Genomic DNA, 14,774 nt, shown 5'->3' with positions numbered 1-14,774 from the left:
TTAAAAATATATTAAAAATGAAAAAATCTATTATTTTAAGTTTAGTGTTTAGTCTTGTTTTAGCATTTAATGCAGAAGCTCAAAGTTGTACTCAAGGAACGAAGATGGCGAAAAGAACATGGGAAAAATTTGGCACTTGGAAGCCAAACATTTCTTTAATACCGTTTAAAAGTAAAGTTGATAAAGTCAAAAGAGCATGGAACTATATTGCTGGTAATCGCTCATCTACAGTTGGCCCTCGTTACTTGGAAGTTGATGGTGGTAATGAAACGGGGAGTATAACTGGCCAAACGAAAAGAACGTTTGTAACACCTCCTTCATTTAATAATACGATGAAAATAACCATAAATAAGTATGATGGTAGGGCTGAAACTGGTGTCGTAATCTGTTCACATGGAAAAGACGGGGTTACTAGAACTATAAAAACCTACACATTTCCAAATAGTAGAAATGGAAAAAACAAAGTGTTTACATTAACAGGAGTTAAAGGTAAAGTAATCACTGTAGCCATGCTTAATAAATCTGTGGCTAATAAGTTTAAGTACCGTATAAACGCTAAATAAGTTTTATTGTTCGGACTTCCTCGAACTCGTAAATCCAGGTAATTCATATTATTAGGACTTGCCACTTTTATACTATTAAAATTAGATAATTTATGAAATTACATTAGGGAATTGCATGGCATATTGCAAGTATCAGAGACCCCTTATAAAAAATCTGATGCGTTAAATATTAAATAGATTAATATGAAAAATGTTATTTTTATGATAGGAGCTGTCTTATCATTAACCCTAGTTTCTTTTAGTGAAACACAGAAAGGTACAGTAGTAAAACTCAGAGATGGAAATTATCAGGTCAAAAACCTTGAAACTAACCTAAAAGATTTAATATCTCAGTTAGGCGAGTTTAAAGGCTGGAAAGAAAGTACCGTACTTGCAAATAAGGTAAATGAAATTGACCTAAATGGTAAAGTGATTGATCTTTCTAGGCTTAAAGGAGTTAAGGGCTGGAAAGAGACTGCGGTAGTACATAAATCGACTAAAACTGCAGCTATACATGATAATATACATAAAGATTTAGTTTCCAAAACGATATGGCGTGATAAAGAGTTTAAAATGGAGGGGGTAAGTAATGCTCAAAACCACATCGATAAAGTGATGAATGAATTTAATTAAACCTAAAGGCATTATTATTATTATTATTATTTAATAATGCCTTTTAAAGTTTTATTATGAGGTACATAAATACTTTCTATACTTTTGTTTTTTTTGTTATTTTTATCTTAACCATATCCGTTAATACAAGAGGTACAATAAAATCGTATACTCAATTTTACAAAGCTGATAAGGCTGATTCAATTTTATCCAAAAATAATTTATTTAATGCGACGCTATTTATTGAAAAAGAACCTATTTCAATATTCTTGTCTTATACTGGTTTAGAAACAGGTTTTGGCTTTTTTGCACCAAACGTAGCCAGCGAATATATTACAGAGTTTAAAGTATATTCAGAAGACAGTACCCTAATAAAAACGAGTAATTTTCCACACCTTAAAAGAAAAGAGAGTATTACAAGGATTAAAAGTGCATATCTTATGTTTGAAGAATATTTTAATGACGACAAAGATTCTTTGAGGTTAAAAAAATGTAATATTTTTTTAAAAGGGTTGGCTCTTCGAGTATTACTTGACGAAGAAAAAGGGAAATATGTGCACTCCAAAGTTTACCTCTATCACCATCCATTATTGGGTCAATTAGAAGATGAGCCAGAAATGATACCAATCTATACTTTAATAAAATCTCAAAAATACACCAAAGATAATGCTTGGAAACACCTTAAGTAATAAAGTTAATTTAGAACACAAAGATGATTATTTGGTGTTTTTTAGAATGGCAATTGCATTATTTGTTGGGATACATTTTATTTCTATTTATCAAGATCTTCCATACTTGTTTGGTGAAGAAGCATTAATTCCAAATAAGGTAACTGACATATATGTGCCAAATTATGACATTAGTCTCTATAGATTTTTAAAAATTACAAATTTGGACCCTGCTTTTGCCTGGTCTATATTGACCTTTTTGTTCGGAATGGCAGTGCTATTTTTATTACTTGGTTTTTTAACACAACCAAGTGCCATTTTACTTCTTTTGCTACATTTATTATTAGTTAAGACCAATGTGTTTTTTAATTATGGTGTTGATTACTTTACAAGTATTTGTTTGTTTTTCCTTTGTTTTCTACCATCTAATGTTAGTATGTCAATAGATTCATTAATTTTTAAGACACTCATGAAAAAAGTAAGAAATAAGCTTAATTTTCAACGAATCCGTGTTTATCTACAAGTATTTATGGTTATTTCTTATTTTTTTTCTGGATTTGATAAATTATTAGGGCATAATTGGAGAAATGGTGAGTCGATCTGGAAAACCTTGACCTTGCCATATTCTAATTTAGATTTTAATATCAATTTAGAATGGTTGGTTAATTACCAATGGATTATGATCGGTATGGGCTGGTCTGTTATTATAGTAGAAATGTGTTACTTTCTAATAAATATAGAGACACTTAAAAAGTATTGGTTAATTGCCATTATAGCTATGCATTTTGGAATTGCATTAGTTTTAAACTTGTATTTCTTTTCCACTATTATGATTATTCTAAACCTAACGGCTTATTATAATTTTGAGGCAGCTAAACATAGCCCAATTAAATATCCTAAATTACTTACTAAAGCTTTAAACTAACACTTTTTAAGTGGGAAAGTTAATATTTATAGTGGTGCCTTTACCTTCACCTGTATCCCAGTCAATCATGCCATTTAAATAGGCTACCCTACTTTCAATACTTTGTAATCCGAGTCCTTTTTTGTCATTAATTTTTGAAAGGTCAAAACCTTTACCATCATCTTCAACCATTAAATGCACAGTAGTAAAATGTGCATAAAGCTGAATAAATATAGATTTAGCGTTAGCATGTTTTTTTATATTGGCTACAATTTCTTGAATTAATCTATATACCATGATTTCTTGTGTAGCATCTAGTTTTGGCAATTGGTTTATTTCTAAGGTTACGTCATAATTATCAATTTCTAATCGTTCAGTAATATCTTTTATTCCATCTTTCAATCCTGAAATTACTAATGCATGCGGCATCATATTATGAGATATTCTTCTAACTTCATTACATGCTTGATCAATTAAAAGTTCAGTTTTCTTTGCTGTTGACTGGTTTTCAGTTTTGTCTTCTTGTGTTGCTAAAAAATGGGACTTTACAGAACTCAGAAGGCCTCCTAACCCATCATGTAAATCATTGGATATTCTTGCTCTTTCTTTTTCTTGACCATCGATCATACTATTTATGGCAGTTAAACGGTTCTCTTGTTGTAGTTTTACTATTTCCTGATTCTTTAGAGTTTGCTCCTGTTCAGTAATTTTACGCTGATATTTATGCCTTTTTCTATAAAAAATCACAATCAATAAGGCAATGATTGTAAGAACAATGAAACTTGATATTAATCTATTTCTTAGCCTATTCTTTTTTTCGATAATTAATTTTTGTTGAGCCTCTTTTTTATCAAACTCGTACTGCATCCCTATTTTGGTAATATTCCGAATATTCTTTTCGTTATAAACTGAGTCTTTGAGTTGGGTAAAGCGTTCATATTTTTGCAATGCAGCCTCATGATTACCTAAACTATTTTCTACTTTATATAAACAGTCGCACGATTTTATTTTAATATCACTATCATTTGTTTTTTCTGCAATTTCTAAGGCTATAGTACAATCTTCTTTAGCTTCTTTTATTTTATTTAATTCAAAATTTATTAAACCCCTTTCAGACAATGCCATCATTTCACCTCGTTTGTAGTTTTTTTTTCTGCTTTGAGTTAGAACTTGGTTAAAATAGGTTAAGGCAAGAGCCGTACTATCTAAGTTTTTATATGCCACGCCAATATGAAAGTTAGAAATTGCTATAAACCTTTCAGGTAATTTCGCTTCCAATTTTAATTGTTTTGCTTGTTTAGAAACCTTTAACGCCTCTTCGAATTTTTTCATTTTATTTAAAAGCTCTCCTTTATTGCTTAGAATAATTGCCGCGTTGGGCTTGTTTTTAAGAGCTTTTGTAAGTTTAAAAGCATTTTCATAATTAATCAATGCATTATCAAAATCATCTATCTTAAGGTATAAATTCGCTAAACTATTGGTTATGGTAGAAATATTTCCTCTTCTTTTAACTCTTTCTTTAAAATCTAAAGTTAGTGTGTCTACTTTTTCTAAAATTTCCTTCGCTTTTAATTGTGTGGTAATTGCTAATGAAACATCCCCCACTTTATTGTATATACCACCTCTGGTTGTCATGATTGTAGCTTTTAAAACCAGATCATTTTCACTTAGGTTTTCATCTGCAAAATCAAGGGCTACAAGGCTAGAATCAATTTGAGAATGAAAAAAGTGATAATTTCCTAAAGCATAATAAGAATTTGCTAACAATAACTTTTTATTCTCACCTTCTAGCGATGCTATTTCTAAAGCTTTAATGATAAATTTTTTGGTAGCAGGAACATATCTATTTCTACCTGCGAAAGTGAGTAAGTTCATGACCTTTTCCTTGGTCAATATTTCACTATTTATAATAGAATCAAAAGCTTTATCTATTTTGTTTTGGGCAATAATGTTGGATATTGAGAATAAATACAACATAATAGTTACTACAACTTTAGCAATAGATGGGAGGCTTTTTTTAAAAGACATAATGAATGATTATTTTGAATCGATATGAAAAATACTGCTTTTTAAATAAAATATCCTCTATTTTAAAATTAGAACCAAAAAATCCATGAATTCATAGATTTTTTTTGTCTATATGATTTAAATGATAGTTATGGTGTACAATCCATCTAATTTGCAATTGAATTTAAATAATCAAAATTATGGAACTGGCAATAACAACTCAAACCAACATTTCAGAAATTAAAGAAAGCCTAAGTACTAAATTCCCAAATTACAAGGTAAAGTATGCATTCTTAAACAAAAAAGCCCTGAATGTAATTAATGGTTCATCTATGGTCATCATTTTTCATAAAAAAAATGAACTCAAAGTTATGAGTAATTTAAACATTATGAAGTCTTGGATGTTTATAGTTTTTGTACTACTGTTATTTTTAACTTTTATTGGTGGTTTTATTTTTTACGGAATTATTTGGCACAAAAAAAAGAAAGAATTTAGAGCATTAGAAAAAGAAGTTGCAGATTTCTTAAGGGAAACTTATGGAGAAGGTAATTAATCTATTCGTAAATACTTTCATTACTAATGCTTACAATCTAAAAAAATACTTTAAAATCATGAAAAAATATGTATACCTAATAGGAATAGTAATTTGTTTTTCTTGTGCTTCTGAAAATCAACAAAAAGGACTGGACAAAGTGGTCTCTCATTTTGGTGGAAATGCATCTTTTTCAAAAAGTTTCAATTCAACTATAGGTCAAGAGACCATAAAATCTTTTGATATAAAAATTTCCAATAGCTTTATGTTAGACACTTTGCGACAAGATTTGTCAACTGCTAAAATAGCAATGCTATTGTATGATAGTTTTTCACAAGAAGAAAAAGATGATTATAATCAAATTAATGTAGAATTAGAAAATTCTAGCTCCAACAAATCATCTATCTTTAAGTATAATTCCAAAACTTTAATTAATCTTTTGGATCAAAATGAAATATTTATTGAATTTTCAGAAAACCTTAAAAAAGAAAATTATCAACTTATATCCGAAAATGTAAAACCTAAATATAGAACAGAAACTTTAGCAGATGGTTTAAAGCAATTTATGAAAAACTTAACAGACCAACATGGACGTTTAGTTAGTTATAAAGCTACAGAAGTTGGAGTGTTTACTGCCAAACAAGAGCAACAATATAAATACAAGGGGTTTTTAACTTTTGAAGACGATTATTACCGAAATTATTTTATAACTACTTCAAAAGAAGTTGATATAGATTATATTGCAGGATATCAATTAGATCTTTATTAAAAATAAATAGTATTTTTAAACAAAATATGATTGCACATTGAGTTAACCACTATATTTTTAAATTAAACTGCTTTATGATTAAGGTTTTTATTATTGACGATCACCAAATGGTTATTGAGGGTTTTAATTTATTGTTACAAAATGAATCTGAAATAGAAGTTATTGGACATGCACTTAATGCGGAAGATGCTATTGAAAAACTTCCTAGTATACATCCTGATGTAATACTTTTAGATATAAATATGCCAGGTATGAACGGGATAGATGCCTGTAAGGAAATTGTAAAAATTCTTCCATCAGTCAATATTATTGCAATTACGATGCACAAAGAAAGTAGTTTGATAAAAATGATGCTAGGTAATGGTGCAAAAGGTTATGTTTTAAAAAATGCAGGAAAGGTGGAACTTGTCGAGTCCATTAAGACCGTTTCTCAGGGCAAAATGTACTTAGATGAGGCTTCAAATCAAATTGTGATAAACAAATTAGGAAAATCAAAAAAGAAATTGAGTACCTGTAGTCTTTTTCCAAAACTATCAAATCGCGAAAAAGATGTATTAAAACTGATTCTTGATGAGCATACTACAAACGAAATTGCTGAAAAACTCTTTATAGGTTTTGGTACTGTTGAAACCCATCGTAGAAATATGTTGATTAAAACAGGAACTAGAAATACTGCCGGTTTAGTACGTGTTGCTCTTGAATATGAACTCAACAAATAACTTTTCAACCAATATCTAAAACCTATATGAATTCATAGACTTTTTTATTGTCACTGAATTCTTGGATACTACCAACATAATTGTAGGGTATATTGCAATTATAAATAGACAACATCACAATACTTTTATAAATCTAGAATATGGTTGAGCCATCTTTTGGTTGTCGTTGTTAGTTACTCTTGTTAACATATAAACTTATACAAATGAAAAATCAAATTTTATTAATTATTACGCTATTCACTGTGTTTAACGTTGCCTTTTCGCAAAATACATCTCAAATTTTCTCTAATGAAGGAAGAGACTGGTACGTAAGTAAAAATACAGGCTCAGGTCAATTAGGAACAAAAGAACGTCCGGCAAAAGATTTAGGAAATATTTTACATCATTTAAAAGCTAACGATCGCATTCATGTTGCTGAAGGCGTTTACTTGAGTAAAGGTGCCAGAGGCTCTGACGAAATAAATGTTCCTGTGAAAATCTATGGAGGTTATGATGCTACATTCTCTAAAAGAGATCCTTGGGGTGAACATAAAAGCATTTTTACGGGCACCAACGAGTATATGAAACTGACTACTCCTAGAATTTATATAAGAACAGACCAACAACGAGAGAGTAATGGTCAAAAATCAATGGGGTCAGAAATTATTGTAGATGGTATTATCATAGATAATGGCCCGAGAAATAGATATCATACCGATAAAAATTTAGCAATACGTAGAATGGCGAATCCGAAAACTGGAAAAAATCCATCACCAGAATCAGGAGGCATTGTAATCGTTGGAAGTAAATACACAAATATTGCTGTTTTAAATTGTGTTGTAATGAATACTGCACCTACTGAAGGTGCTATATCTGTAAGAGTTTTTGAAGGTGGTAAAGGAGTTATTCAAAACAATTTTACGATCAATAATACAGGATATGGTATTCATGCTAGAACGGGATACATGGGAACAGATGCTACAAAACTTCCGGTTTTCAAAATTAAACATAACACTAGTCTTTTTTCTTGGAAACATGATGCAGTAGCCTCTTACGGAGGAGACGCTCTTGCTTTTGATCAAAATTTAATAGCAACCGTTGAAAATAATGCTCTAGGTTTTGGACATATGGGTGGTATTTATAATAAAGGGGCAAAACTTACTATGATAAATAATCTATTTACAGGAAATGGGAAATATGATTATAAAGAGATAAATGATAAAATGGCAGTAGCCGATATTTTGGATGAAGCCATGCATATTGATCCGAATAGTGATGGCAACCAGAGTATGATGATTAAAATTTCAGTGGCAGAACGATGGGCAAACATCTATGGAAATAGAAAAGAAATTAGTAGAGCAGATGTTGATGCTGCGGTAACTGTATCAAATTCTGGAGCCAATCAATTAAGAAGCATGCTAGGGTTAAATGTACAAGGTGGTGCAGTAGCTATGGATGCTGAAATTTTTCTCCCATTAATAACCATTGATGAAGCATTGCCCGCTGGAATATTTCCTTGGCAAGGAATGGGGTGTAATATTCCAAAATATGTTGCCAAATAAAATTAAAGAAGTTGGTTCAAATTGTATTTTGTTTTTAGAATATCTAGGACAGAAATGTAGCTACTTATCATAAATCAAAAAAATAAGTATGTTATTAAGTTCATTTCTATATACTTTCTAAAGCATTTACCAAATAATCAATATCTTTTTTGGTGATGTAAATAGCAAAAGATAGACGTACCGCATTTAAACCAAAGGAGCTCATAGGGCGGCAATCGATACCATATTGGTCAATTAATCTCGTTTTTACACGAGAAACTGGCTTGCCAATAACTTCTACTACTTGAATGGCAGCGGACAGGTTATCAGCCGCTGGTGTTTTTAATTTTAAACTAGCATTCACTGCTATTTTGTTTCTAAAGTACTTTTTTAACTCATACGTCCTGTTATGGATTTTCTCTAAACCAATGGCATTTAAAAAATTGATGCTCGCACCTAAACCTAAAACTTCAGGTAAGTTACGTGTGTTGTAATTCTCTAAACGTCTTATAGTCTCATCTTTATGTCCTTTACAGACCATTAAAGGTTTTAGATACTGTTGGCTTTCTTTTTTTGAATAAAAAATACCAACACCTTTTGGTGAGAACAACCATTTATGAGAACTTACAGTATAAAAATCACAACCCAAATCATGTAAATCAATACTAAACATACCCGCTGCTTGAGCCCCATCAACAGCTACTAGAATGCCCTTTTTATGAGCCATTTCAGAAACTTCTTTTACTGGTAATATCATACCATTCGTATTAACCATGTGACACATTGAAATCACTTTAGTTTTTGACGTAATGGCTTTTTTATAAATAGCAATGAGTTCTTCTTTATTTTTTGGAAGAATAGGTACTTTAGGCCTTACTAATTTCACACCTTTTGTTTCTTGCCATACTTCCCAAGGTATGGTACCACTCGTATGTTCATGATCAATAAGAATAACTTCATCTCCTTTTTTTAAGTCCATACTTCGGGCAATAAGATTCATGCCTTCTGTGGTATTATGTATAAGGGCAATTTCCTCATTAGATACCGAAAAAAAGTCAGCCACGGTTTGACGCGTTTTTTCCTTTTCTTCGTCCCATCCACCCCACATATATTTAGAGGGAAAACTATCTAAAGTTTCTCTAAAATTTCTTGTGGCTCGTTGTACTAAAACGGGTGAAGAACCCAAGGAAGCATTATTAAAATATTTAAGCCCATCAACAAAAAGAAATTCTTGTTTTACTTTTTCCCAATAGGCTTCTGAATTATCATTTACAAGAGATAGATCACTTGTACTATTATTAACTTTATCAAAGTTCGTGGAGGTAAAAGCAGGAGCAACTGCAAAGCCAGCCATAGCTGTAGAAATCGTTTTTATGAATTTTCTACGATGGTTATTATGATCGTTCATTAGTGTCCAGCTTCTATTTTAATTGCATTAAATTTTTTCTTCAACTCCTCGTATCGATCTGTAGCCTCTTGCCCAGGTAATTGGTCAGCACCACTTATCATGTATAATACATACGAAATTTGAGAGACTAACATTTGTTGAGGGTAAGCACCCTCATCATTCTTTAGTTGTTTCAAAATAGCCTTTAGTTTATCTAATTTTTCTCCTTTCGCAGCTATAACTTCTTTTTCTAATTTAGATTGTAATTGATTTGCTTCAGATAACAAGTCAATTATTTTATTTTGCATTTTAATTTGTGTCTGAATATCATTTTTAGTTAAACCCGCTTCTTCAACTCTTGGATCCATTACAATGTCAAAAGGCTGTGTAAATGTTTTCGTTCCCACCGTTAGTTTCACCATATATGATCCAGGAGCAACCATTGGACCATTTTTATATCTTCTCTTTTCGTTTTTTGTCCAGGGTCCCTTTGATGAAAGATCCCAATGAAAACGATTTAAACCTGGTTTATCTTCTAGTTTGGCATCTACATATCGAAAAGTATGACTTAAGTTCATATCTTCCACAACCTTTACCTCAGATTTGAGTTGTTTTTTATCACTTACAATAGTAACAACAGATTCATTTTTATCATTAAAAATCTCTAATTGAACCCCGTCTTTATTTCCTTTCGGGATAAAATAATCAATAATTACACTGGTTCTTGGGTAATTAGGAAAAACTCTGCTACTTACTTTTGGATAACGATAGCGTATGATATTATCAGGTTTGAATACATGTGGCGTATATGCTAAAGTATTGATAGCTTGTTCTCTTAAGGTGGTAATATTATCTAAAATCCAAAAGCCACGCCCCATAGTACTTAGAATTAAATCACCTCTAAAAATCTTTATATCGGTAATCGGTGTAACTGGTAAATTCTGTTGAAATTTAATCCACGTTTTGCCATCGTTGAAAGAAATAAAAACTCCAAATTCAGTTCCTACATACAACAAACCTTCACGTACAGGGTCCTCTCTTAAAACACGTGTTGTATAATCAGTAGGAATACCGTTTGTTTCAGTAGATAGTAATTCCCAACTTTTTCCATAATTATCTGTTTTATACAAATAGGGTTTAGCATCACCTAATAAATGTCTATCTACAGCTATATATGCCTTTGCAGGATTAAATTGTGAAGGTTCAACGGATTCTACGCGTCCACCTTTTGGTATCTTTTTAGGGGTAACATTTTTCCATGTTTTACCACCATCCTGAGTAACAGAAATTACACCGTCATTAGAACCTGTCCATATCACACCTTCTTTTACCTTCGATTCACGTATCGAATACAACGTACTGTAATATTCTTCACCTGTAATGTCTCTAGTAATCGGACTTCCAGAAATAACTTGTTTATCGGCTTCAAAAGCAGTTAAATCAGGAGAAATAGTTTCCCAATTGAGTCCGTCATTGCTTGTTTTATGTACATGTTGAGATCCGTGATAAACTATATCAGGGTTGTGCGGTGATACATGAATTGGAGCTACGCGTTGAAACCTATATTTTAAATCTTTGGGATTATGACCATAAATATTTGATGCACCCACATAGTAACTTTTTTCAGTACCTGTGCGTTTATCAAATACACTAAAGCGTCCTTTGCAATTGGCGTATATTATGTTATGATTTCCTGGTTTTGGTACACCAGGCCCTGTTTCACAACCACCAGTATTTATTATCCAACCCGTACCCGGATTTTGAATACCACTTGGCGGAAAACTAGGTACCGCAATGGTAGATGAATTATCTTGCATACCTGCATATAACCAATATGGATATTGATCATCTACTTCTACTTGATACAACTCTGCTGTTGGTTGATTAAATTGTGTTGACCATGTTTTACCTCCATTATGAGAAACATTGGCTCCACCATCATTACATTGGATTAGTAAATTTGGATCGTTAGGGTTTATCCAAATATCATGATTATCACCATGAGGAACGCTCATTCTCTCCCATAATTTACCACCATCAATTGACTTTAATAGTGGATTTGCATTTGAATAAACGATATCTGGATTTGTAGGGTCTAACTCAACATTTATATAATAAAATGGGCGATTTACTAAGCCCTTATTATCAGAAATATGTGTAAATGATTTACCTTGATTTACCGATTTATATAAACCTCCCTCCTTTCCTGGAGCTTCTATGATTGCGTATAAAATGCTTGAGTCTACCGGCGATACTGCTAAATCAATTTTACCAATTAAGTCTTTTGGCAATCCATCTTCCAGCTTAACCCAATCTTTACCACCATTTATAGATTTGTATATTCCACCTTCATCGGCTTTACCACCAGAAATAATGGTCCAAGGCTTCCGTTCTGCTTTCCAAGCCGCAGCATAAACAATATTCGGATTTCCTGGAAGTAATTCTAAATCAGAAAAACCAACTTTATCCGATATATACAATACCTTATCCCAATCTTTACCACCATTAGTTGTTTTATAAATACCACGTTCAGTATTGGCCCCAAAAGCATTTCCGATGGCAGCCACCCAAACGGTATTATTATCTGTAGGATCTATTTCTATAGCACCTATTTGCCCTGTTTTATTTAGACCGATGTGTTCCCAGTTTTTTCCTGCATCAATTGATTTGTAAACCCCTTTACCGGTAATTACATTACTACGTAAACCATCAGAACCAGTACCCACATAAATTATATTAGGGTCATTTGTTGCGACTTCAATAGCTCCAATTGATGGCGTATTAAAAAACCCATCAGAAATATTATTCCATGATGTACCATAATCATCCGTTTTCCATACACCACCACCAGATGCTCCTAAGTAAAATGTACCTGGGAAATGTGCAGTTCCCGTTACCGTAGTAACTCGTCCACCTCTTTCGGGACCAACAGTACGATATTCTAAAGAATTAAAATCTTGTGCTGTAAGTGATAGTGGTAGAATAAATAATAGGAAAAATAGCAAATGAAATCTATTTTGCATGTCTTAATAAAAAGTTGATTAGATTTCAAAGTTAATAAAAATTAAATATTACAAAATTATTCTTTTGAATTACTTTTTATCTGCTGTATAAAGTAATTTTCCTTTTTTATCGATATAGTTTTTTTTAGGATTGGCATTTTTATCAAACACAGACGCTACACCTTCAAAAAATGGAGTGGCGTTAAAAAAGCGTGGTTCTATAATATAATTACCTTTTGTATCAATATAACCATAGGTGTAATCATATTTTCCAGTTTTTATAGCCACAACCGCAATACCATCAATAAAGGGTTGAGCCACAGCAAATTTAGGCGAAATAACCTGTTCCCCTTTTTTATTAATGTACCCCCAATGAACGTCTCCATCTTCTCCTTCTTTACCCTCTCTCATAGCAACAGCAGCTAAACCTTCCCTAAAACCTTGAGCATAATCATATACTGGAGAAATGGCCCATTTTCCTTTTTTATCAACAAACCCTTTTTTCTTGTTATAATACGTTGCCACCGCCATGTCTTCTTGAAAATTCTCTAATTCTTCAAAATCTAATGGGACAATGGTGTCATTGGAAGTGTTTATAATTCCATTTTTAAAATAACTTGCCTTTACCACAGCATATTCATCAATAAATGGATTTACCTCACTATACTGTAAAGGAATTTGTTCATTTCCATCAGAATCTATAAATCCCCAATACCCATCTTTACTAACTGCCGCATAGCCTTGAAAAAAATCACCAACTTCGTCATACACAAGCTCCGTAATATATTCTCCTTTCTTGTTTATAAAACCATATTTATCATCCACCTTTACAGCAGCAAAGCCTTCATAAAATGAATTAGCTACGTTAAAAATAGGCTCTACAATTACATCTCCTTTTGTATTTAGGTATCCATAAATTCTAGACTGGCCTATATTGCTAAAAGCTGCCATACCATTACTGAAATGAAAAACAAAATCATATTTAATTGGAATTACGACATCTCCTTCGAAATTAACAAATCCGTATTTTCGGTTTAAGCGTACACTTGCTAAGCCATCGTTAAAATAACGAACACGATCATAAATAAATCCTGTAATCTCTTCTCCTTTTTCATTAATAAAACCATCTTTACCATTAAACCCGACACCAATAATACGGTTAGAATAGCCTTCAAAATCATCATAGATGGGTTCTATAATCATCTCACCTGAATAATTGATAAAACCAAAATTACCATTGACACTAATTGGGAGTAATTGGTTCTCCTTTTCTTCATTTTGACAATTCAATAACAAAGTACTTAAAATGATAATAAATATAAATAACCTGTTCATATACATTTTTTACGATAAAAATATTAGATTTTAAAATATAAAAAGCCCCTCTAAAATAAGGGGCTTTTTTTCATAGCAACTTTCCACAAATTTAGTCTGTCATTACAACATTTCCTTCAGCGTCTGCTTCAAAGTTTGCTTCATAAAAATTGGTAACGATGTTACGACCTTCAATTGATGTACCTTCACCTTTTTGCGTTACATGCAATTCAAAATCACTTGTTATAGCATTCGTTTTAGGATCAACATTTATTGTGTAATTTCTTAATTGATGTGTATCTACATCTTCGCCCATTAATGTAAGTGCTTTATCAATATTAGCGATGATTTTATCAGTATCAATATCACTAATTTTCATTTTACCTTGTGCCTTGTCTAAAAACATTTTCTTTTGAAAAGAATCAGAATCTGCTTTTTCATCTTGAAGTTTAGCCTCAGTGTGTGCTGTTTTTTCAGAATACATCCTAGAATAGCGTTTGCCATCTTTTATATATTTCATGGTTACTAATCCTAAACTAGAATTTAAATCTTCTTGTGAATAAATGGTCATGGAATAAACTTCCATATCACTTCCAAATTTCTCATTGGCAATGGTCTTAATTTTTTCTAACCCGTCCTTTGTATTCATTTGTGGAGCATCTGATCCTCCACAAGAGAATAAAGTAAATACTAAGCAAATACTTGTGATTTTTAATAAATTCTTCATTTTGTTGGTTTTTTATAATTGTTTTTTTTATTTATTGAATACCGCAAATATATATTGACTATCTATAGTG

At 31.7% G+C, this 14,774-nt stretch carries 13 protein-coding genes; 8 read left to right on the top strand and 5 right to left on the bottom strand.

What is annotated here, in order from left to right; all coding sequences use genetic code 11:
* The first annotated feature begins 17 nt into the window (after positions 1–17).
* From D3P13_RS07720 to D3P13_RS07705, 4 genes are all read left to right on the top strand, one after another.
* Positions 18–563 (top strand): hypothetical protein, encoded by a 546-nt coding sequence (locus D3P13_RS07720; RefSeq protein ID WP_117880815.1) that lies wholly within the window; start codon positions 18–20, stop codon positions 561–563.
* Between the two features lie 183 nt (positions 564–746).
* On the top strand, positions 747–1,175 hold the full coding sequence (locus D3P13_RS07715) for a hypothetical protein (RefSeq protein WP_117880813.1): 429 nt from the start codon (positions 747–749) through the stop codon (positions 1,173–1,175).
* A gap of 56 nt (positions 1,176–1,231) precedes the next feature.
* Positions 1,232–1,843, top strand: a complete 612-nt coding sequence (locus D3P13_RS07710) for a hypothetical protein (protein ID WP_117880811.1) — start codon at positions 1,232–1,234, stop codon at positions 1,841–1,843.
* Positions 1,821–2,747, top strand: a complete 927-nt coding sequence (locus tag D3P13_RS07705) for an HTTM domain-containing protein (protein WP_117880809.1) — start codon at positions 1,821–1,823, stop codon at positions 2,745–2,747. The genes D3P13_RS07710 and D3P13_RS07705 overlap by 23 nt, the downstream gene beginning before the upstream one ends.
* A 6-nt stretch (positions 2,748–2,753) precedes the next feature.
* Here D3P13_RS07705 and D3P13_RS07700 read toward each other — a convergent pair whose 3' ends face one another.
* Entirely contained in the window at positions 2,754–4,754 is a 2,001-nt protein-coding gene (locus D3P13_RS07700) for a tetratricopeptide repeat-containing sensor histidine kinase (RefSeq protein ID WP_117880807.1), read from the bottom strand.
* A gap of 179 nt (positions 4,755–4,933) precedes the next feature.
* On the opposite strand from D3P13_RS07700, the gene D3P13_RS07695 reads away from it, so the two are divergent.
* The 4 genes from D3P13_RS07695 (at position 4,934) to D3P13_RS07680 (ending at position 8,295) form a co-directional block, all read left to right on the top strand.
* The gene (locus tag D3P13_RS07695; RefSeq protein ID WP_117880805.1) at positions 4,934–5,287 is read left to right on the top strand and encodes a hypothetical protein; all 354 of its coding nucleotides are present in this window, start codon (positions 4,934–4,936) and stop codon (positions 5,285–5,287) included.
* Positions 5,288–5,345: 58 nt separating this feature from the next.
* Positions 5,346–6,035, top strand: a complete 690-nt coding sequence (locus D3P13_RS07690; protein WP_157972858.1) for a hypothetical protein — start codon at positions 5,346–5,348, stop codon at positions 6,033–6,035.
* Between the two features lie 74 nt (positions 6,036–6,109).
* Entirely contained in the window at positions 6,110–6,754 is a 645-nt protein-coding gene (locus D3P13_RS07685; RefSeq protein ID WP_117880801.1) for a response regulator transcription factor, read from the top strand.
* Between the two features lie 203 nt (positions 6,755–6,957).
* The gene (locus D3P13_RS07680; RefSeq protein ID WP_117880799.1) at positions 6,958–8,295 is read left to right on the top strand and encodes a hypothetical protein; all 1,338 of its coding nucleotides are present in this window, start codon (positions 6,958–6,960) and stop codon (positions 8,293–8,295) included.
* Positions 8,296–8,401: 106 nt separating this feature from the next.
* Here D3P13_RS07680 and D3P13_RS07675 read toward each other — a convergent pair whose 3' ends face one another.
* The 4 genes from D3P13_RS07675 to D3P13_RS07660 form a co-directional block, all read right to left on the bottom strand.
* A complete protein-coding gene (locus tag D3P13_RS07675; RefSeq protein ID WP_198679988.1) occupies positions 8,402–9,682 on the bottom strand; it encodes an aminotransferase class V-fold PLP-dependent enzyme in 1,281 nt (426 codons plus the stop codon).
* The gene (locus D3P13_RS07670; protein ID WP_117880797.1) at positions 9,682–12,684 is read right to left on the bottom strand and encodes a WD40/YVTN/BNR-like repeat-containing protein; all 3,003 of its coding nucleotides are present in this window, start codon (positions 12,682–12,684) and stop codon (positions 9,682–9,684) included. The genes D3P13_RS07675 and D3P13_RS07670 overlap by 1 nt, the downstream gene beginning before the upstream one ends.
* A 69-nt stretch (positions 12,685–12,753) precedes the next feature.
* The gene (locus D3P13_RS07665; RefSeq protein ID WP_198679987.1) at positions 12,754–13,998 is read right to left on the bottom strand and encodes a WG repeat-containing protein; all 1,245 of its coding nucleotides are present in this window, start codon (positions 13,996–13,998) and stop codon (positions 12,754–12,756) included.
* A 91-nt stretch (positions 13,999–14,089) separates the two neighbouring features.
* Positions 14,090–14,704 (bottom strand): hypothetical protein, encoded by a 615-nt coding sequence (locus tag D3P13_RS07660; RefSeq protein ID WP_117880793.1) that lies wholly within the window; start codon positions 14,702–14,704, stop codon positions 14,090–14,092.
* Positions 14,705–14,774 lie beyond the last annotated feature (70 nt).

It is taken from the genome of Aureibaculum luteum (assembly GCF_003449015.1).
Lineage (GTDB): Bacteria > Bacteroidota > Bacteroidia > Flavobacteriales > Flavobacteriaceae > Aureibaculum > Aureibaculum luteum.
Note: the sequence above shows the minus strand (reverse complement) of the source record. Positions and strands in the feature narration are given on the sequence as shown.

Bases quoted from the DNA above. Each gene is read 5' to 3' on its own strand.
- D3P13_RS07690 (WP_157972858.1), top strand. From the start codon at position 5,346: ATGAAAAAATATGTATACCTAATAGGAATAGTAATTTGTTTTTCTTGT.
- D3P13_RS07670 (WP_117880797.1), bottom strand. From the start codon at position 12,684: ATGCAAAATAGATTTCATTTGCTATTTTTCCTATTATTTATTCTACCA.
- D3P13_RS07680 (WP_117880799.1), top strand. From the start codon at position 6,958: ATGAAAAATCAAATTTTATTAATTATTACGCTATTCACTGTGTTTAAC.
- D3P13_RS07665 (WP_198679987.1), bottom strand. From the start codon at position 13,998: ATGAACAGGTTATTTATATTTATTATCATTTTAAGTACTTTGTTATTG.
- D3P13_RS07675 (WP_198679988.1), bottom strand. From the start codon at position 9,682: ATGAACGATCATAATAACCATCGTAGAAAATTCATAAAAACGATTTCT.
- D3P13_RS07700 (WP_117880807.1), bottom strand. From the start codon at position 4,754: ATGTCTTTTAAAAAAAGCCTCCCATCTATTGCTAAAGTTGTAGTAACT.
- D3P13_RS07720 (WP_117880815.1), top strand. From the start codon at position 18: ATGAAAAAATCTATTATTTTAAGTTTAGTGTTTAGTCTTGTTTTAGCA.
- D3P13_RS07685 (WP_117880801.1), top strand. From the start codon at position 6,110: ATGATTAAGGTTTTTATTATTGACGATCACCAAATGGTTATTGAGGGT.
- D3P13_RS07660 (WP_117880793.1), bottom strand. From the start codon at position 14,704: ATGAAGAATTTATTAAAAATCACAAGTATTTGCTTAGTATTTACTTTA.
- D3P13_RS07715 (WP_117880813.1), top strand. From the start codon at position 747: ATGAAAAATGTTATTTTTATGATAGGAGCTGTCTTATCATTAACCCTA.
- D3P13_RS07705 (WP_117880809.1), top strand. From the start codon at position 1,821: ATGCTTGGAAACACCTTAAGTAATAAAGTTAATTTAGAACACAAAGAT.
- D3P13_RS07695 (WP_117880805.1), top strand. From the start codon at position 4,934: ATGGAACTGGCAATAACAACTCAAACCAACATTTCAGAAATTAAAGAA.
- D3P13_RS07710 (WP_117880811.1), top strand. From the start codon at position 1,232: ATGAGGTACATAAATACTTTCTATACTTTTGTTTTTTTTGTTATTTTT.